This window comes from Paenibacillus etheri (assembly GCF_001012825.1).
GTDB classification, from domain to species: domain Bacteria; phylum Bacillota; class Bacilli; order Paenibacillales; family Paenibacillaceae; genus Paenibacillus_AQ; species Paenibacillus_AQ etheri.
In genome coordinates this window covers 446,626-466,019 of sequence record NZ_LCZJ02000033.1, presented here as the reverse complement: position 1 = coordinate 466,019, position 19,394 = coordinate 446,626, and the positions used below count along the sequence as shown (strand labels likewise).

Here is a 19,394-nt window from a genome sequence, read left to right as displayed (position 1 = left end):
GGCCAAATGAGCGAAAAGAGGGGTATTAATGCCCCAGATTCCCGCAAATCCGGCCAAATGAGCGAAAAGAGGGGTATTAATGCCCCAGATTCCTCAAATCCGGCCAAGTGAGCGAAAAGAGGGATCGCAGCGATTCCAGCCGGTTCCGCCAAATAAACGGTATAAATCCTGTAGATTGGCCCAGTCCCGTTAAGAGCCCCATCCCTTTAACCGCTCAGTCCACCCGACTGAGCCAAGTCAGACTATCATCAAACAGGCAGGGGAGTGAACTCATGAAGATCATGACGATTTTGGGCACGAGGCCTGAAATCATCCGCCTCAGTGTTATCATTCCGCTTCTCGACGAGCATGCTGAGCGGCACATTCTGGTGCATACCGGCCAGAACTTCACCGCCAGTCTCAGCGGTATTTTCTTTGCTGAGCTAGGACTGCGAGCGCCGGATTATGTGCTGCAGGATAAGCAAGCAGGACTCGGCGGCCAGCTTGCCGCCATGTTCGGAGGGCTAGAGAGCATTTTACAGAAAGAACAGCCAGACCGTGTCTTGCTTCTGGGGGATACGAATAGCGCGTTATGCGCGATTTTGGCGGAACGAATGGGTATTCCGGTGGTGCATATGGAGGCAGGAAACCGTTGCTATGACCTAAAAGTGCCCGAAGAGAAAAACCGCCGTGTCATAGATGCCGTTTCGACCATTAATATGCCATATACACAGCAGAGTAAAAGACATCTAATCAGCGAAGGCTTCCCAAGCAGACGTATTGTGTTAACAGGAAATCCGATTCATGAGGTCATGACTCATTTTGAACAAAAAATCCAGGCTAGCAGCATTCTGGAGCAGCTGAATCTTACCTCAGGACAGTATTTCCTTGTGACAGCACATCGTGCTGAGAATGTAGATGATCCAGAGTCCCTTGTACAAATTATGTCTGGTCTTAACGCAGTGGCTGAGCATTTTGGAATTCGTTTAATATGCAGCATTCATCCTCGCACTCGCTCCAAACTAACCGAGCAATTTTCTCTTCCAATGAACCCTCTCGTTGAATTTCATGAGCCCTTCGGATTTTTTGATTTTGTTTATTTGGAACAGTACGCCTTGTGTGCCATCACCGATAGTGGAACTGTACAGGAGGAATGCTGCTTGATGAAAGTGCCAACCGTTACGATTCGCAGAACAACGGAGCGTCCAGAAACGGTAGATTGCGGAAGTAACGTGGTGTCAGGTGTAGACCAGAAAAGTATTCTGCGCAGCGTCAAGCTAATGACGGCGCTCCGCAGGGATTGGGAGGCTCCGGAAGGATATATGACTCCGGATGTATCGGTAAAGGTAGTTAAATTTTTGCTTGGAGGGAACCTGCATGTTCAATAATAAAAGGATTGTGGTCACAGGCGGCACCGGTTCCTGGGGGCATGAACTGATTAGGCAACTTCTGCCGCAAAATCCTAAGGAAATCATCGTATTCTCCCGCAGTGAGTCCGCTCAGGTGGCGATGAGTCGGGAGTTCGAGGATCAACGTCTCAGCTTTATCATTGGCGATATCCGTGACAAGGATGCACTGATCGCCGCTTGCCGTGGCGTTGATTATATCTTCCATTTAGCGGCGCTCAAACATGTTCCGGTCTGTGAAGATCAGCCCTATGAAGCGCTCAAAACCAATGTTGTAGGCACTCAGAATGTGATCGAAGCAGCCATTGTGAATGGCGTCGAGAAGGCCATTTACATCTCAACGGATAAGGCTGCGAACCCGTCGAACTTCTATGGAATGACCAAAGCGATTGGGGAAAAATTGTTTGTCTATGCTAATCTAATTGGCTCAAATACCCGTTTTGTCACCGTACGTGGAGGAAATGTGCTCGGAACAAACGGCAGCGTAGTGCATTTGTTCATGAAGCAGATCAAGGACAAAGGACAGGTACGCATTACCGATATGAAAATGACCCGCTTCTTTTTCACACTACGCGATGCGATTACATTGTTATTTAAAGCTTCCGAGGTTAGCTTGGGTGGAGAAATCTTCGTCATGACAATGCCTACCTGCCGGATTATCGATCTTGCGGAGGTGTTAATCGAGGCCTCTGGAGAGTCGAATGTAAGTATTATTGAGACCGGGATTCGTCCGGGGGAGAAAATCCACGAGATTCTGATGAGCGATTTCGAAAGCTTAACTACCGTTGTCTACGATGAACAGTATCTAGTGATTCTCCCTACGCTGAATATGCCGGAATTAAAGGCACATTATAGCGCTTATCCTCATGTCTCCTTTAATAGCTTCAGTTCAGAGACGAATCTAATGGATCAGGAAGAGATCAAAAGCATCCTGATTCGGGGAGGGTTCCTGCAATGAAGCTACTTATCCTTGGTGGAAACGGTATGGCGGGGCATATGCTGGCGGATTACTTTCGCCGCCAGGGCAAGCATCACGTCTTCCATACAACCCGGGATAAGAGCGATCTTGGCGGGCTGTATGTAGATGCGAACGATATAGCCGGAGTAGAGAAGCTGGTCGATATCGTCTCCCCTCATTGCATCATTAATGCGATGGGGGTACTCAATCAATTCGCAGAACGTGACAAAATTGGGGCTTACCATGTGAATGGCTTTCTTCCTCACCACTTGTGGCGGATGGCGGAAGCTGTTCATGCAAGACTTATTCATATCAGTACCGACTGCGTGTTTGAAGGAACACGCGGGGGGTACACAGAAGAGGATGTTCCTGATGGAACTTCTGTCTATGCGATTTCGAAAAGTCTTGGCGAGGTGCGGCAACCTGGGCATCTTACGATCCGCACTTCGATTATTGGTCCGGAAATCCGCCCAGATGGTATTGGTTTGATGGATTGGTTCTTGGCACAGAGTGGTCAAGTGTCAGGATACCGCCGCGTGATGTGGAACGGAGTCACTACACTCCAATTAGCTAAAGCAGTGGATATGCTGCTGGATTCCACAGTATCGGGGCTGATCCATTTAGCGCATCCGAAGCCAGTAAGTAAGTATGAGCTGCTTCAGCATATTCAGGCTGCTTTTCATAAAGAGGATGTAGAAATCATCCCTGAGGATAAGCATATACAAGATCGAACATTAGTGAATACAAGAACGGATGTTAATTTGCCGTTGCCTTCGTACCCATTGATGCTACAAGAACTGGTTGACTGGATGAAACAGTCAGAGATGTCCCCATGAAAGGTCAAAAACTACTGATTACCGGGGCGGCTGGGTTCACCGGTCGACATGCTGTTCATTTGTTCTCGGCAGGAGGCGCTGAGGTTACCGCTGTGCTACGTCCGCCATCGATAGCGGGCGTCCTGTCTTCTGCTCTGTTTCCAGAAGGAGTGAAGGTTTATCACTGTGATTTAAGCAATCGGAAGGCCGTAGCCGAGATGATCAAGGAAACTACGCCGGAGGCTGTCCTTCATTTGGCAGGAAACAACTCGGTGCCCGAGTCTTGGCGTAACCCTTTGCTCTATATGGAGACGAATGTGATGGCTACTTTATATTTGCTAGAAGCCATGCGAAGTCTACCTGCCAGTCGGATTCTTGTAGTAGGCTCGCGACTTAAATTCAAACCGGGTGTGGTGGCAGGACCACCACACCCATATAGCCTCAGCAAAACAATAGAAGAGCTGGTGTCTTTAGCTTGGGGGACGTTATTTAAACAGCCCGTTCTGCTGGCTGAGCCCTGCAACCTGATCGGTCCCGGTCCTTCTACCGGTTTCTGCTCATTACTGGCACAGCATATTGTTCGTAGTGAAGTGCATGCAGGCGAAGAAATCCCTCCCTTTAAACTTTCTTCTCGCCATGCATTACGTGATTTTTTGGATGTACGCGATGCTGTAAGAGCTTATGACCTTATATTACGCGAAGGTATTAATGGAACCATTTATCGAATTGATTCAGGAACACAGCGGCAACTTGGAGATATCGCGGAGCAGCTGATAAGCCGTTCCACTACTTCGGTTCCGATGGACTGGGGACCAGAACAAGCTGCACGCTCTATTCTGGAAAGCGGAATGGCGGGGGATAGACTAATCCCTTCAGATACTTCTGCAACACCGGAGGAAAATGTATCTTCACTGGGCTGGAAGCCAGAAATTGAGTTTAGTCAGTCCTTATCAGATATTTTGGAATATTGCCGTGCGAACTGGGAAGGACGGATGTTATGAGACCGAAAGTATCGGTAGTGATTCCTTTTTATAACTGCCCTTATATAGAGCATGCCTTGCAAAGTGTGCTTTCACAGTCTTGGGAGCCATACGAGGTCATTGTCGTCGATGACGGCTCAACCGTTCATGCAGATCTGATTAGACCGTATTTTCCGCGAATTCATTATTTGGGAAAAAGCAATGGAGGAACCGCCTCCGCACTGAATCACGGTATCTTGCATTCAACAGGAGACTATGTGGTCTGGCTCAGCTCAGATGACTTATTCTACCGAGACAAAATCAATAATCAGGTGCTGTTCATGGAGCAGAACCACCTGTTCATCTCCTATACCAACTTCAATTTTATTAACGCTCAATCTCAATTACTTCAGATGAATGCAGCGCTATTGTTTCCTAGTCACCTCGATTATTTACGTTGTTTTTTACAGGGTAACCCTATTAATGGCTGTACGGTGATGTTCAAACGAGAGGTGTTTGGAGCGATTGGGCTTTTTAATGAATCACTTCCCTATACCCATGACTATGATTTATGGTACCGCGCGATTCTGAACGGGTATGCACCTGTGATGCTCAATCAGTCACTCACCGCTTACCGTAATCATGAAGGGATGGGGACGCTTAAATATTACGATGTCATTATGGCAGAGGCAGCTGCAACAAACGCTCGTTACAAGGGTCCGCTCCAGCACTTGATCTCTTCTATGGGGGGGTAAGAAGGTTATGTACCGGGAAATTGAAGTGAATGACTTTCTGCCAATCTTATTGGAGCAGTTGAAGTTCTGTGAAAGTATACTGGATATCGGCAGCGGCACCGGTACCCTGCTTGAACGGTATGAAGCCGCAGTAGTCCTTGGACTAGAAATTCACAGGCCTTACCTACTGCATCGTAAATATAAATCACCTCATATTATTCCAGTGCACGGGGATGCATGTCATATGGATAAACTATTCCTTCCTAAGACGTTCTCAGCGGTCACTTTTATCGACTCAATCGAACACTTTGAAAGGAAGGAAGGACAGAGACTGCTCGGGATGGCAGAGAGAATTGCTTATAATCGTGTAGTCGTGTTTACACCTCGGGGTTTTTTTCCGCAGGAGGGAATAGACCATTATCACTTGCAAGGAGAACATTATCAAAAGCACCGGAGCGGATGGGAGCCGGAGGACTTTATGGAGCTGGGGTATGCTGTAATTGTACTTAAAGGCTTTCATCATGCTCAAAATCCCTCATTTCGTGAGGCATTTGGTGAAGGGCATGCTCCGGTAGATGCCTTATTGGCTTACAAAACAGTATAAGGGCCGAGCTTCAGGTGAAGGAGGTGAGCGCATGAGTGAAGAACCTAAAGTATCGGTGATCATTCCTTTTTATAACTGTCCATATGTGGATCTTGCCATCCAAAGCGTCTTAGATCAAAGTTATTCGAACATAGAGATCATTGTAATAGATGATGGGTCTACTCTTTGGATGGAGAAGCTTGAACCCTTCAGGGATAAGATTATTTATATACGAAAAAGCAATGGAGGAACCGCCTCCGCGTTAAACAAAGGGATAGAAGTGGCTACCGGAACTTATTTTGCCTGGCTAAGTGCTGACGATTTATTTCATCCGAATAAAATCAATCACCAGATGCAAATGCTCAAGAACACAGATACTTTGTTTAATTATACAGCCTATTATTATATAAACGAGCAGGGTGAGCGGATTTCCGAGACGATAAGTATGATTTTTGACAGCAAGGCACATTTTATTGAGACCATGATGTTAGGCTGTCCGGTGAATGGAAGTACGGTTCTTCTTCATATGGATATCTTCCGCACAGTAGGGAAATTTAATGAGAAATTATTGTTTACACAAGATTATGATCAATGGCTGCGCATTTTGCCGTATTATACATGGTCTTATGTAGAGGAACCGCTGCTTGATTACCGCGTTCATAATGAGATGGGCTCTGTGATTCACAATGAGGAGCAAAAAAAGGAGATTGAGCAGGTTCAAGCAAGACATCGCCGGGTTCTATCACGCTTGCTGCAAAAGGAGAGAGGGAAATGAAGTTAATATTTCCTGTTCTAACTCTAACTAGGGGCGGGGCGCAGCGTATGTTGGCGGAGTTGACTAATCATCTGACAGAGATTGGTCATGAAGTGACGATCCTCTTACCCAGCGATGGTGTCGTTGAATACGAGATGAAAGGTAAGTTGATCTATGCAAAAGAAGGAGAACTGGCGGCAAGCGATTTTCCTGCAGGAGATGTGATTATCTCTAACTTCTATACCACTGTCGAGGTATCACAGCGGGCAAGCGAAGAGGGTAAATGTGTTCATATCCGATTGGCGTTTTGTTATGAGCCTACTTTTTTGCCTGATAATAGCCGTTCTTTTTCATCGTATAATATTGCTCCTAATCTACTCGTTCTATCACGGTGGCAACAAGGAATTGTTCAGATGAATCATGGAATTAAAGGGAGAATCGTGCCGATCGGGGTAGGTCCTGTTTTTAAAAATATGAAAGTCCGTGATCCTAAAAAAAGACTGGTGGTTTCCGCGATTATGCGCAAGCCAGAGGGTGGATTCTCAGCTCACCGAGAGCAGGATTATTTACTTCAGCAATTAAACAAGGTTAAAGCCCACCATCCAGAGGTTGAACTATATTTAATCTCTCCTCCTGGAGAACAAGCGGAATCTGCAACGCTGCAAACCTTAGTGAACGATGAACGTTACCAAATAAGGACTCCAGCGAATGATACAGAACTCTGTTTCCATTATAGTGAGAGCGATATTTTTGTGAGTTCGAGTACGTATGATACAGGTTCATTGCCAGGGATTGAGGCTATGCGTTGTGGAGCAGCGCTCGTTACGGTTTACGCCGGTGGGAATATGGAATATTGCAAACATGGCCATAACTGCTTAATGTCCTACCGATTTCAGAATCGGCTTGCAGATGACATTATAACCTTAATCAGAGACCCGTCTTTACGCCAACGATTGGCTCATAAGGGTGAACAGGTTTCACAGGATTTCACATGGGAAAAAAGTACGCAAATATTTCAAAATGTGCTATTTGAGATTGTAGCAAGAAATCCATCTTAGTATGTCCCAAAATTATAAAAGAACCTTCAAATCCACAAAAAAGTGGTTTGAAGGTTCTTTTGCAGTTAGAAGATGGCAAAGGAGTTCATCATCTCACGAAAAGACTGCGCATATTTTTCCGTACCGTAACGTGAAACCATATAATCTCTTCCTTGCTGTCGGAGTGCATTTCGCAGTGGCATATTGTTCATTAGCTCTAGCCCTTCATGGACAGCCGTTTGGATGTCACCAAGAGGATAAAATTTACCTGAGATGTTATGCACAATAAAAGATCTAACGCCGTCTGAATCCGTGCTAAGTACAGGACAAGTGCAGCAAATGGCTTCTGCAACGGCATATCCAAATCCCTCTGTAACCGAGGTGGATAACAGAAACCCTCCAGAATTGGCTATAGAGGAATAATAAATAGGCATCACATGGTTTGGGATATTGGTAAAGGTACTCAGACGGTCGTTCAGACCTAAGGTCTGTAATTCTTTTTGGAAGCGCTCCTTTTGATCATCAGTGGCTAATTCAGGATCATGAAACATCCATAAATGAAGGTTTGGTTTGTTAAGGCGGATTTGATGGGCAATTCTCAAATATTCCCGCCAATTTTTGTTGCTTTCCAGACGCCCGACCCAAGCGATGACTGGATCAGCGGGAGGCTCAGCAGGGATGTGCTGAAAGGACTGAACATCAACAATATTGGAAATGACATACCGATGCAGCCATGGACAGATTTCAATAAACAGCTCCAGTAAATGATCCGTTGGTGGGATTAGGACAGCGTTACAGTAGGAGCGAAAATAAGGAATAGCGTCTTTGATTAGTTCTTCCGCATGACTACGTTTTCCAAGTCCTTGAGATTCGTATATCAAAATACCGCCATAACCGAGCTCACGCAGGCGCTTCAGCAATAAATAATCGGATGTAACAATAATGGCATCATAGTTATGGGTCTCAAGTACTTCTTTAATCTCCTCATCTATAGAGGAAATGAACACCGGAAAGTTAGCCTTGTTCTGGCTTCCTGAACCAGGCATCAGATATAAAACATGGCATTCGATCCCACTTCGCTGGAGACTTTCACACCGCAGCTTATTTAAAGTCTCCACCCCGCCACTCGGTATATAAAACGTGAATAAAACTTTCATGCACGCACCCCCTGACTTTTGCGGAGCAATACCGACTCGTTAAAATACGGCTTTCTGTTTATAAGATACGCCGATGTGCATTGGCAGGTGACGGTCAAACAGACACAGTTCCAAATCCTTTCAGGATAGCTTGTTCTTCGGAAGGTCATCCTAACGACTGTTACGCTGCACACATACAACAATAGAGATGGAGGATGAATTCATGATGCGATCCAAGATCAGCATGTCAGTCTCAGCCGCATTACTTCTAGGCTTGGTGAGTGTTACAGGGTGTGGGACGAACACGGCAGAAAAGACTAATGTGCAAACTAATAGTGTCCGGGGGGTAAATGACGGACGTATCGGTGTAAACTCCGTACGCGGAGGAACGATGGGTACGCATAATATTACTAAGATGGAGGTCAGTCAGGAGCTTGCTGATCGTATTGCTGCTATGCCTGAAGTTCGCACAGCGAATGTAATGCTTGCAGGTAAGAATGCGTATGTCGCCGTAACGTTACATGATACAACTACTGGTCTTCGGGCCAAAGGTAATACATCCTATCGAGCCCAATCATCTACAGCTCCTCACAATTATGGACCAACTGGGGCAATGTCAGGTACAGGAAGAGTGAAAATAGGACGCGATGGAATGAATGATACAGGGGCCGGAACGAATGGAACGAATGGAACACTAAGAGGCACTGTGAATACAGTCCCTGGTACAACAAGCACTGGACCTGCAACCAGAAATGGAACACTTGGCATGGGAAGTCTGGGAACTGGTACGGGTACTGGGACGACTGGGACAAGAACCCATACTTATAATAATGGTCCTCTGCTGAACAGCAACGGATCGAAACATGATGTTAATATGGGAATGGGTATTGGTAACGGAATGGGGATGGGAACTAGAAACGGAACCGGAACCGGAACCGGTACAGGAACAGGAACAGGAATGACAGATGGTTTGGGGACTGGAATGGGCATTCGCAGTACCACTCCAAACTACACTAATGGTAACCATGGTACGAATTACAGAAGTAATTCGACTCATATGAACAACACAAATAACAATTTGAATATGAAAGAAACAGATACAGTTACTAAAGAAATTAAAGCGAAAATCGCTGCCGAAGTTAAAAAACATGATGCAACAATTAAGGATGTATACGTATCGGCAAATCCAGACTTTGTAGATCGTGTCAATGTTTATGCAGAAGAAGCTCGTGCGGGTCATCCGATCAAAGGTTTTGTGGATGAGTTCAGTACGATGGTTGAGCGTATTTTCCCAACGCGTAATTATTAATAAATCGTTTGGTTTATAAACAAAAAAAGCAACAGTCCTCCCCTTACTGGCGAGAATTGTTGCTTTTTTGTTATCCATCATCTTATTGAGTGGTAATTTGGCGACCGCCAATCCATACACCTTTTAGATTCAATTCAGCGTCAAGCCGTAGAATATCGGCGCGTTTTCCGGCTTCTAAGGTACCGATGGAACGCTCCATTCCAATGGACATTGCCGGAGTAAGGCTTGCAGCGCGGGAGGCCTCTTCTAAGCTGAGACCTATTTCTTGTATGAGATAACGGAAGCCACGGATCATCGTAAGCGTACTACCCGCCAAAGCAGCAGGGTTATCTTTAAGTGTAGCGATACCATCTTGAACCAGCACAGGTAAATCACCGATCGTATATTCACCATCATTAAGTCCGGTTGCAGACATGGCATCTGTAATTAATAACAAATTATTATCTTTTTTTAGATTAGCCAATAGAGAAATGGCTGCAGGATGAACATGTATGCCATCGGCGATAATCTCCGCACGTATGCGCTTATCGAATAGGATAGCACCAGCAGCTCCAGGCTTGCGGTGATGTAGTGGTGTCATCGCATTAAACATATGCACGGCTTGATTTAATCCGGCATCTGCCGCAGCAATGACCTCTTCAAAGGAGGCATCAGTGTGACCGAGAGCAGCGGTAATCCCATGCTTGCGCAGCCAGAGGATAGCCTCTAGTGCACCTTCTCGTTCCGGAGCCAATGTGACTTGCCGGATCATACCCGGATAATCATTCTCCCATTGTTCCAGCCACTCAATATTAGCCAGAACAATATGCTCGGGATTCTGAGCGCCGGACCATTTCGGGCTGATGAACGGTCCTTCTAAATGCATGCCCGCGATTTGTGTGTATGGCATCTCAGTGGTCCGATATGCATTTATTTCAGTAAATACTTGGTCAATGGCTGGCTTAGAGGCGGTCATAGTCGTAGCCAGCATGGTAGTTGTTCCCTGGGAGCTGTGAAACTTAGTGATGGTATTTAAAGATTCAGCATCACTATACATAAAGTCGTGGCCAGCCCCACCATGTACATGCACATCTACAAATCCAGGGATGAGCAGGTCTTCCGGAGCTTGACCATCAGCTGACCAGTGCGCGTAAGCCTCTGGAAGCCATGTTGCCTCACCGGCATAATGAATTTGCTCACCCGATACGGCAATCACGCCATGCTCAATTAATCCTTTGGAAGTCAGGACCTTACCAAACAGTAATTTTCCTTGTTCTTTATTTATTTCAGCCATTTTCCTGCTCCTTCATCTACAAGGACGATTACATTCGGATGGCTCTGTAGTAGAGATGCAGGGCATTGAGTAGTAATCGGACCTTCAACGGCATTACGGATAGCTTCAGCTTTGCCAGCACCGCGTACTAACAAAAGAATTTGGCGTGCTTTCAGAATTCCGCCGATGCCCATGGTTATCGCTTGCCGTGGTACATCGTCTAATGAGTCGAAGAATCTGGCATTAGCTTCCCGTGTGTCTTCAAGCAAATCAACGACATGGGTTTTGCTGCTCAGATTGACATCTGGTTCATTGAACCCGATATGGCCGTTACTTCCAATCCCGAGGATCTGCAAGTCAACCGGTCCGTTCTCTTCCAGCATTTTGTCGTAAGCAAGGCATTCTGCTTCCATATCTGCTGCATTGCCGTTAGGGATATGTGTCTGTCCTGGGTCAATATCAATATGATTGAATAATTGCTCGTTCATGAAGCTGCGATAGCTCTGCGGGTGATCGACAGGCAATCCGATATACTCATCAAGATTGAAGGAAGTGGCTTTCGAGAAGCTTACAAGTCCCTTTTGGTGCATTTCAACCAATTTGGCATAAACGCCAACCGGGGAACTTCCGGTCGCTAGTCCGAGCACCGCTTTAGGATTGCTTTGAAGCAGGCTGGCGATAAGATTCGCACCTGTTTGTACAAAATCTTCATCACTATTGAACTTAAGAATATTCATTAAGATTGACCTCCTCGTTTGTTTCGGTAATGTTGGACATTCAGATAAGATTGCTCCAGTCTAGGAATAAAATCCCCAAAACGGGTGCTGACCATTCCAGTAAACAAAATATCAATGATGTGTAGCTGGGCAATACGTGAGGCCATATCTCCTCGGCGCATTCCTTTTTCCAAGGAGGAGGAGAACAGTGGGATATCAGCCAGAGTAGCCAACGTGCTGCTGCCGTAAGAGGTTAGAGCAATAGTGCTTGCTCCGCTTGCTTTGGCACAGGTTAAGGCGTCAATGGTCTCTGGGGTTTCTCCGGAATACGATACTGCGAATACGACATCGCCTTCAGATAGTGAAGAGGCAGATGTAATCTGCATATGGGAATCAGCGAAAGCTGTGCAATTCACGCCAATGCGGATCAACTTTTGGTAGAAATCCTGAGCAACTATGGAGGACGTGGCCATTCCGTACAGATCCACTCGCCGTGCTTGACACAATAAATTAACGGCTGCCTGTAGTCGTTCCAGATCCAAAAGTGAAGTTGTATCTCGGATGGATGTCAGATGATTCATTTGCATCGCTTCCACAATAACGGAGAGTGGGTTACCTGCAACAATATCTTGATAAGAAGAACCGCCATCCTGAGGTGCTCCATCGCTATGAGCAATTTCAGCAGCCAGCTTCACCTTGAAATCTGGAAAGCCCTTGAAATGCAGAACCTTACAGAAACGTGTGATCGTAGCAGGACTAATACCGCATTGTTCCGCGAGTTCTGTAATTCCCATATGAACAATTTCACCTGGTGATGACAGAATCCGTTCCGCCAGCTTGCGCTCCATTTGAGAGAGCTTTGACTTTTCATGCTCAAGTGCATACAAAATTGGGGACATCAATCCACCTCGACTTCTAATGTAGCTTTTTAAAATTATTTTTAAAATTACTTCTTAAAAAAAGAAAATTATTTTCATACTCAGAATAAATCAAAAACTATCCGGATGCAAGGGGTAAAAATGAATACAAAAAGGATAATATGCGAGAATGATTAAACTCCTTAATATTTAAATAAAAACGGCCCACTCGCAGAAGACTGCGGAGTAGACCGATTCTGAACAACACCTGAGTTGTGTACTATACCGTAGAACGTTCAATAATGCGATATTCAAGCTTACGATGTACCGGATGTCCATCATTATTCTGGATCTTATCATAGATGATCCGAAAAGCTGTAGCGCCCATTTCGGGCAACTGGTTATCTATGGTGGTGAGACCTAAAGATCGTCCGATCGGCTGATCATCGAATCCTATGACCGCCAGATCCTCAGGAATACGGATACCATTCTTCCAAGCTTCGATGATTAGACCGGCTGCCACATGATCACCTGTTATAATCAGGGCATTAGGCCGCTTCTTCATTTTCAGCAATTCGTGCAGTACACGTCCACCATCCTCTTCATTCATACAATCATGTATCATCCATTCTTCATGAAAAGGCTGCCCTGTAGCGGCTAGAAAGTCACTAAAGGCAATTTGCCGGATGGAACTACTACTGCCATGCTGTCTGCCTTCACAGTAACCGATCTGTTGATACCCCTTATCACTCAAGTATTGCAGGCCGGAGCGAAAAGCGGAATAATGCTCGATATACACAGAAGAGAAGCGGCGTTCACCTCTATCTTGGCAGATGACTATCGGGCCATATGCTGTATATTCTTCAATGACTTCTGAACTCATTCTCGTAGATACAATTACCACGCCGTCAATTTCTTTGTTGCGTAGCATCTCCAGTACTTTGAGTTCTTCTTCATGACGATAATCGGTCTGGCACAGAATTAACCGGTATTGCGCTAGCAGCGCTTCTTGGGCTAAGCCTTCAATAATTACAGAGAAATAAAAAAGGTTGATATTAGGGATAATAACCGCAATGGCTTGGGTACGGCCGGTAATTAGATGCACGGCATTCATATTACGCGTGTAGTTTAATTTTTCAATCGTATTTAAGACAGCGGTTCGTTTAACTTCACTTACATAAGGATGATTATTAAGTACTCGCGAGACCGTTGTCACGGAAACACCAGCCATACGGGCGATTTCTTTTATATTAGCCATTCGAGATCAACAGCCTCCCTGGGTGCTTGTATAGTCTTTTTATTCTATCATATCGTCCGTAAATTACCTCCAAATAAAAAGCTTGCTATGGAATCCATTTCATAAATTAGACTGTAAATGCAAGGGATTACCGGACTAAACCGGCGTAACCTAACGGGCGTGACGGACCGGTACATCTAATTTCATTTCTAATGTAAAGCTCATAGGATCAGCTTCTTTTAAACGCTACGAAAAACGGTTGTCATCGTTAAAGGATGACAACCGTTTTTTTTCTTGTGGCTATGCAGTTCGTGAAGCTCTTGTCGCTCTATTACGGAACATCTCCCACACAATAAACGCAAGGACAAGCAACTGAGGAATCAAAGTTTCCCAAGTCGGATACATCCCGAGCCAGCCTATAGAAGGCAACCCATCTTGTACATGTGCGGGAAGTTTTCCTGCGACTTGAAGAGAATGAATGCTCTCTCCAAGAAAGCGGAACACTAAATAGTAAATAAGAAGTGTGGCTGTACGGAAGAAGGCGGCAATCGGTAATTTCGCACTAAAGGCAATAATTGCGTAACCTACAATCCCCAGAATCACTAGAGCACTACCGATCCCTAGTAGCAATTGAGACACTTTAATGGAAGGGGCCATCCCTACATAAAAAATAGTGGTTTCTGCCCCTTCACGTAAAATCGCAAGTGCTGCTACGGAGGACAATGACCATAGATTACCCTTGGCTAATGCTCCATCCACTTGCCGTCCAACATAGTTGTTCCAATTCGCAATATTTGATTTGCTATGCAGCCAGCGTCCAATCGTAAGCATCATAATGACGGCTACAAGACCCGTGATGCCTTCAATCATCTCACGTGCTCCACCAGATGCCGCGCGGGAAATAGTATAGGTGAGAACAACGGCTAATCCGATACTCGCTACAAGTCCTACAGCTGCGCCAGACCAAATCCATTTCTGTGCTTTTGCGTTGCCATCCCGCTTCAGGTAGGCAAGAAGGGCAGACAATACGAGGATTGCCTCCAATCCTTCACGCAGAAGAATTAACGCAGCATCCCAAGCGTTATAGGTTGTCTCACCAGCCAAAGGAGTTAGCTCATTGACCATATTATCCATGATCTTTAAGGCTTGATCTAGCTTAGGTGGATTAGAGAGCAGATAGCCAGTGACTGCTGCACTCTCGTTCTCGATATTGGTATATACCGCCGGAGAAGCGATCTGTACTTGTCCTTCAGCGGAAGGCCAAGCTACGATGAATTGCTCCATGATATTAGCCGCTTCGGCGCTATTGCCTGCTTTGGCGGTGGAAGAAGCTTTGCTCAGGTAGCTGATCAGTCCTTCTATTGATGCTGGCTTGCTGGAAGCATCCCCAGCATCAATTGCTTTGCCTTCACTGTAATCAGCAAGCAGCTGGTACAAGGCTTCGGCTTCTGATTTCGCCGACTCCTCGCGGAGCGGTTCTGCCTGCAGCGCGATGCGCAGCAGGCTTATCTTCGTCTCCAGCAAGCTGTAGACGGCGGAATTGTCAGCCCGGATGTTACGCTCTGCCGGCTTCCATCCGCTGACGATGTCGCGGTACGCTGCCGCTGCCGCGCTCCAGTCGGCGCTTCGCGCCGCATCCCGCGTGCGCTCCGCCGCGGGCAACAGCTTCGCCGCCGTCTCGCGGCCGGCGGCTCCAGTGTCACCGCCGTCCGTGCCGGAGGCGGCGGTGACATACGCGTCCACGCTTCTTGCGAGCGTGGACAGTGCGGCTTTGGCGGGCGCACCATCGCCCGCCGCAAGGGCCGCTGCCGCGTCTGCAAGCGCGGCGTCAACGGCGGCAGCCGGACCGGCGAGTGCCGGGTCCGGCGTGTTCGCGTTCGCGGTGCGCCACAGCGCAGCGAACGCTTCTACATCGGCGGCGGCCGCGTCCCAGCGGCTCTGGCCGGCTTCGACGAGCGCGCTGCCGACAGGCGGCAGCAGCTCGTCGACCGAGCCATTGCCCTCCGCCCCCGCCGCCGGGTTAGATAGCATCAGTATACATATGATGCTAAACAGAATCAGTACGGCTGCCTTCGATAGCAGCCGTTTATTCAGAGAGTACATCGGGATAATCCCCTTTCAATAATGGACAGGAACATTCGATTGGGCAACTTAGGGGCTGGCTTAGCCCAAGAGTGCTTCCCCGATGTAACCGCCTTTGCGGATACCTGGGAAGCAGGCAAATACCGCGCTGCCAGTGTGCGTCATATATTCGTTTAGCCGATCACTTTTCGAAAGGCGCTGCTGAATAGCAACAAATTGCTTCATTAAATCCCGTTGAAAGCTGATGAATAATAAGCCTGCATCGAGTTGACCTGTTGCGATATCTAATCCGCTGGAAATGGAGTAGGAGCGGCGCAGCATTTTGACTGTGCCGTCACCATGTGCTAAAGCAGAATGTGAATCCGGCGGGATGACGGGCTTCCCGGATGCATCAGCCGCTTTAAGATTCAGATCATCGAATTCATCCTTTGCACCGATAGGTGCTCCGTTATGACGATAACGGCCAAAGGTGGCTTCTTGATCGCTTAGAGAGGACCGGTCCCAGACCTCAATTCGGAAACGTACACGGCGAACTGCCATATAAGTTCCGCCGCTCATCCAAGAAGGACCGTCACTGCTGCTGTTCCAGACCACTTCGTTCATTTCTGCTTCATTCGTAGCATCTGGATTGCCCGTACCGTCTTTGAAACCCATAAGATTACGCGGCGTCGTTCCTTTAGGATCGGCTGTACCTGTGCGCTGGAAGCCTTCCTGAGTCCAACGGAGTACGGCTGTGCCACGAGCAATACGTGCCAGATTTCGGATGGCATGGAAGGCCACCTGCAGATCATCAGCACATGCTTGCACACAAATATCTCCACCACACCACTTAGGATCCAGGTTGTCTCCCGTAAATGCTGGAAGATCGGCTAATAGGGTTGGACGTTTGGAAGATAAACCGAATCTGTTATCAAAAAAAGAAGGTCCGACACCAAAGGTAAGCGTACAGCGTGAAGGGTTTAAACCATCCACTTCACCTGTGTCGGAGGGTGGGAGATTAGGATTGTCATTGACGTCACCAATGAGGCTGCCAGTAGTAAGAGAAGCTGCGGCTGTTGTCCATGCTTGCATTAGCTTTTTTACATCGGATAGCTTCGTTGTGGTGAGATCAAAGGCTGCGAAGTAAATAAAATTCTGCGCAGGGGTTAGAATGCCGGCTTGATGACTCCCGTAAAAAGGAATGGAATCAGCATCGGAGGCTACTGTTGGCTCAGCTACGGCATTGCGCGCAGCCATAATTCCGCCAACACCTCCGCCTCCTAATAGTAGTCCAAGGCTAGTGGCGCCAGTAAGCCGCAGCATATCGCGGCGGCTTAGTTTTTTATCTAATACAAGACTGCTCTTGGATTCTTCATTGATAGGGGCACCCTCTGCATTCGCTGGTAAACCGGTAGATTTATTGTGTATATTCATGATGATCACACTCCTAGAATAGTTCCCATGTTGGACAATGGCTCAGCCAAGGCATCCAAATTCTGACTCAACTTACGCACATCTTCTTCCTTCAGCGCTTCATAGGAAACATATCCATCACCAGATTTGAAAGGAGCAAGCTCAGCTTGCAGGGCTGTGAACCGTTCGCCAATCGTTTTTTCCAGCTCAGCATCTTTTTTCGCCAGCTCCGGCTTTAACAGCTCGTAAATCTTTTGGGCGCCTTCGACATTAGCGACGAAATCATACAGATCTGTGTGGGAGTAACGTTCTTCCTCACCTGTTACTTTAGAAGAAGAAACCTCATTAAGCAGTTCTACAGCACCAGTAACGAGCAGATTGGCATCGATCTCTACGGTCTCTACTTTTGCACGCAGAAGCTGGGCATCTTTTAATAATTGGTCAGCAACTTCAGTCATATCTTTAGTTGTGTTATCCTGCCAGAGTGCCTTTTCGAGTTTGTGGAAGCCACGCCATTCAGCAGCATCTACGTCATTCTCACGGGCATCAATATTTGGATCCAAATCACCAAGTGCTTCTGCAATCGGCTCAATTCGCTCGTAATACATGCGGGCTGGCGCGTAAAGTGCCTTCGCATCCTCAATCTTTGCTTCTTTAACTGCGTTTGTAAAATTTTCCGTTTGCTTTACAAATTCATCACATTGCTCGATGACATATGTACGATATTGCTCAACAGCTGATGTAAAGTCGGCAGTGGTTGCTGCAGTAGTATCAGATGTATTCGTTGCCGTGGTGCTGTTAGCAGCAGCATTTGTAGAGTTATTGTTGCTAGTGTTGCTATTACTATTGTTGTTACTGGCACACCCGGTAAATAGTATGGAGGCTGCAAGTAAACCTGCAGGCACGGCATATGTGAATTTCATTGAATGAAGCACCCCTTTTTATGTGTAAATGATAATCGTTATCATTTATGCTGGATTTATCATAAGTCCGTATACATTTACTGTCAATATAAAAATGTGATATATTTCATAGTTATATTTTGCAATCGGGAAATAGCAGGTTAACACATCGTTTGATTCGATCATTTATTTGCGAGTAAAGCAGCAGCTATCGGACCTTATAGTCGCTATTGGCCTAAAAAATACCAAAGATTGCTCTCTTCCTTATAAATAGCTGCAGAGGAGTCCGAAGCTCTGCTTAAGGCGATAAATTTACTAATAACGCCATCTGGGTCCGTAACCCTCAGAAGGAGATGATGAATATACTGCTGAGGTGGGTAGTCAACGACCAACAACACAAAACAGCGATTCACCAATAATGGCTGAATCGCTGCTCTGTGTTCCTTACGATTTTTATAATTAACCGGACCGTCTCATTTATAGGGAAAAGCTACTTATTCGACAGCCCCATTCTGTGTCGCCTTTATATTATTGTTCATTATGGGATTCATGCTCCGCAGAGGGATGGTTTTTGAATACTTCTGCAGCTTCTTCAGCAGAAAATTCCGGTTCGAATTTACCGACTAGTGGCAATTTGTTTAATTTCGTAGTTTGTACCTCTGCCTTAGTAGGTTGATTATTTTTCGAGTTGCTCATACATACACCTCCTTTAATTAAGAAACAACAAGTTGTAGTTTGCCCTGCAAGGAGATGATTCTATCCAAGAGAATTTCAAGCTTTTGCAGGTGAATGTCTTCACTAAAGCGGTGTAATAAGCTTCGGATGGTTAAGCCCATTTTGTAGTTATGACAGCACCATTAACTTCATCAATACATAATATGTTTTGACTGTATCCCTTTACCTTGTTATACCAAACAAACCCAGGGCAAGGAGGGGTGACACCATTGAAGGGGAACGAACACCACAGCAAATTTCTGTTGACTCATCGTGAGCGCGAAGTTTTCGAGCTTCTCGTGCAGGACAAAACGACTCGTGATATCGCTGGCTTATTATTTATCAGCGAAAAAACAGTTCGGAACCACATCTCCAATGTAATGCAAAAATTAAACGTTAAAGGCCGTTCACAAGCGGTTGTCGAGCTGATCAAGCTTGGGGAGCTGAAAATATAGCTGGCCATGTCTTCGGAAGTGACGCGTTTAAGCCTTCTCCACCTTTAGGGGTGTGGGGAGGTTTTTTGTTTACTCACCAAAACAACTGAATAGTGTGTTAGGTCACAATCTAATTTT

At 46.3% G+C, this 19,394-nt stretch carries 19 protein-coding genes; 10 read left to right on the top strand and 9 right to left on the bottom strand.

Features of this window, described 5'->3' with window-relative positions; all coding sequences use genetic code 11:
• Window positions 1-272: 272 nt before the first annotated feature.
• From wecB to UQ64_RS21535, 8 genes are read left to right on the top strand one after another with little or no spacing between them, the layout of a single operon-like run.
• Entirely contained in the window at window positions 273-1,367 is a 1,095-nt protein-coding gene (wecB, locus tag UQ64_RS21570) for a non-hydrolyzing UDP-N-acetylglucosamine 2-epimerase (RefSeq protein ID WP_060625511.1), read from the top strand.
• Window positions 1,357-2,343: a polysaccharide biosynthesis protein gene (locus UQ64_RS21565; protein ID WP_060625510.1), complete on the top strand. Its 987-nt coding sequence runs from the start codon at window positions 1,357-1,359 to the stop codon at window positions 2,341-2,343. The genes wecB and UQ64_RS21565 overlap by 11 nt, the downstream gene beginning before the upstream one ends.
• Window positions 2,340-3,179, top strand: coding sequence for a dTDP-4-dehydrorhamnose reductase family protein (locus UQ64_RS21560; protein ID WP_060625509.1), 840 nt, complete (start codon window positions 2,340-2,342; stop codon window positions 3,177-3,179). The genes UQ64_RS21565 and UQ64_RS21560 overlap by 4 nt, the downstream gene beginning before the upstream one ends.
• Window positions 3,176-4,159, top strand: coding sequence for an NAD-dependent epimerase/dehydratase family protein (locus UQ64_RS21555; protein WP_060625508.1), 984 nt, complete (start codon window positions 3,176-3,178; stop codon window positions 4,157-4,159). Before UQ64_RS21560 ends, UQ64_RS21555 begins: the two co-directional genes overlap by 4 nt.
• Window positions 4,156-4,872 (top strand): glycosyltransferase, encoded by a 717-nt coding sequence (locus tag UQ64_RS21550; protein ID WP_060625507.1) that lies wholly within the window; start codon window positions 4,156-4,158, stop codon window positions 4,870-4,872. The genes UQ64_RS21555 and UQ64_RS21550 overlap by 4 nt, the downstream gene beginning before the upstream one ends.
• A 7-nt stretch (window positions 4,873-4,879) precedes the next feature.
• Window positions 4,880-5,455, top strand: coding sequence for a class I SAM-dependent methyltransferase (locus UQ64_RS21545; RefSeq protein ID WP_060625506.1), 576 nt, complete (start codon window positions 4,880-4,882; stop codon window positions 5,453-5,455).
• A 31-nt stretch (window positions 5,456-5,486) separates the two neighbouring features.
• Window positions 5,487-6,209 (top strand): glycosyltransferase, encoded by a 723-nt coding sequence (locus UQ64_RS21540; protein WP_060625505.1) that lies wholly within the window; start codon window positions 5,487-5,489, stop codon window positions 6,207-6,209.
• Entirely contained in the window at window positions 6,206-7,246 is a 1,041-nt protein-coding gene (locus UQ64_RS21535; protein ID WP_060625504.1) for a glycosyltransferase family 4 protein, read from the top strand. Before UQ64_RS21540 ends, UQ64_RS21535 begins: the two co-directional genes overlap by 4 nt.
• 65 nt (window positions 7,247-7,311) lie before the next feature.
• Here UQ64_RS21535 and UQ64_RS21530 read toward each other — a convergent pair whose 3' ends face one another.
• A complete protein-coding gene (locus UQ64_RS21530; protein ID WP_060625503.1) occupies window positions 7,312-8,382 on the bottom strand; it encodes a glycosyltransferase family 4 protein in 1,071 nt (356 codons plus the stop codon).
• Window positions 8,383-8,584: 202 nt separating this feature from the next.
• On the opposite strand from UQ64_RS21530, the gene UQ64_RS21525 reads away from it, so the two are divergent.
• Complete coding sequence (locus UQ64_RS21525; RefSeq protein WP_060625502.1) at window positions 8,585-9,670, top strand: YhcN/YlaJ family sporulation lipoprotein; 1,086 nt, start codon at window positions 8,585-8,587, stop codon at window positions 9,668-9,670.
• A gap of 82 nt (window positions 9,671-9,752) precedes the next feature.
• Here the strand turns inward: UQ64_RS21525 and nagA are convergent, their stop codons facing one another.
• The 8 genes from nagA to UQ64_RS31385 all read right to left on the bottom strand — a co-directional run bounded on the left by nagA (window position 9,753) and on the right by UQ64_RS31385 (window position 18,804).
• Window positions 9,753-10,943 (bottom strand): N-acetylglucosamine-6-phosphate deacetylase, encoded by a 1,191-nt coding sequence (gene nagA / locus UQ64_RS21520; protein WP_060625501.1) that lies wholly within the window; start codon window positions 10,941-10,943, stop codon window positions 9,753-9,755.
• Window positions 10,931-11,659 carry a glucosamine-6-phosphate deaminase gene (gene nagB, locus UQ64_RS21515; RefSeq protein WP_060625500.1) on the bottom strand — a complete coding sequence of 243 codons (729 nt, stop codon included), beginning with the start codon at window positions 11,657-11,659 and terminating at the stop codon, window positions 10,931-10,933. The genes nagA and nagB overlap by 13 nt, the downstream gene beginning before the upstream one ends.
• Window positions 11,659-12,537 carry a MurR/RpiR family transcriptional regulator gene (locus tag UQ64_RS21510; RefSeq protein ID WP_060625499.1) on the bottom strand — a complete coding sequence of 293 codons (879 nt, stop codon included), beginning with the start codon at window positions 12,535-12,537 and terminating at the stop codon, window positions 11,659-11,661. Before UQ64_RS21510 ends, nagB begins: the two co-directional genes overlap by 1 nt.
• 238 nt (window positions 12,538-12,775) lie before the next feature.
• Window positions 12,776-13,753, bottom strand: a complete 978-nt coding sequence (locus tag UQ64_RS21505; RefSeq protein WP_060625498.1) for a LacI family DNA-binding transcriptional regulator — start codon at window positions 13,751-13,753, stop codon at window positions 12,776-12,778.
• 279 nt (window positions 13,754-14,032) lie between these two features.
• Window positions 14,033-15,835: an FTR1 family iron permease gene (locus UQ64_RS21500; RefSeq protein ID WP_082651248.1), complete on the bottom strand. Its 1,803-nt coding sequence runs from the start codon at window positions 15,833-15,835 to the stop codon at window positions 14,033-14,035.
• A gap of 60 nt (window positions 15,836-15,895) precedes the next feature.
• Entirely contained in the window at window positions 15,896-17,227 is a 1,332-nt protein-coding gene (gene efeB, locus UQ64_RS21495) for an iron uptake transporter deferrochelatase/peroxidase subunit (RefSeq protein WP_082651247.1), read from the bottom strand.
• Window positions 17,228-17,232: 5 nt separating this feature from the next.
• Window positions 17,233-18,129: an iron uptake system protein EfeO gene (efeO, locus tag UQ64_RS21490; protein ID WP_060625497.1), complete on the bottom strand. Its 897-nt coding sequence runs from the start codon at window positions 18,127-18,129 to the stop codon at window positions 17,233-17,235.
• A 507-nt stretch (window positions 18,130-18,636) separates the two neighbouring features.
• Window positions 18,637-18,804 (bottom strand): hypothetical protein, encoded by a 168-nt coding sequence (locus UQ64_RS31385; RefSeq protein ID WP_167348515.1) that lies wholly within the window; start codon window positions 18,802-18,804, stop codon window positions 18,637-18,639.
• 248 nt (window positions 18,805-19,052) lie between these two features.
• Between UQ64_RS31385 and UQ64_RS21485 the strand changes: the two genes are divergently transcribed.
• Window positions 19,053-19,277 (top strand): helix-turn-helix domain-containing protein, encoded by a 225-nt coding sequence (locus UQ64_RS21485; RefSeq protein ID WP_019908812.1) that lies wholly within the window; start codon window positions 19,053-19,055, stop codon window positions 19,275-19,277.
• Window positions 19,278-19,394 lie beyond the last annotated feature (117 nt).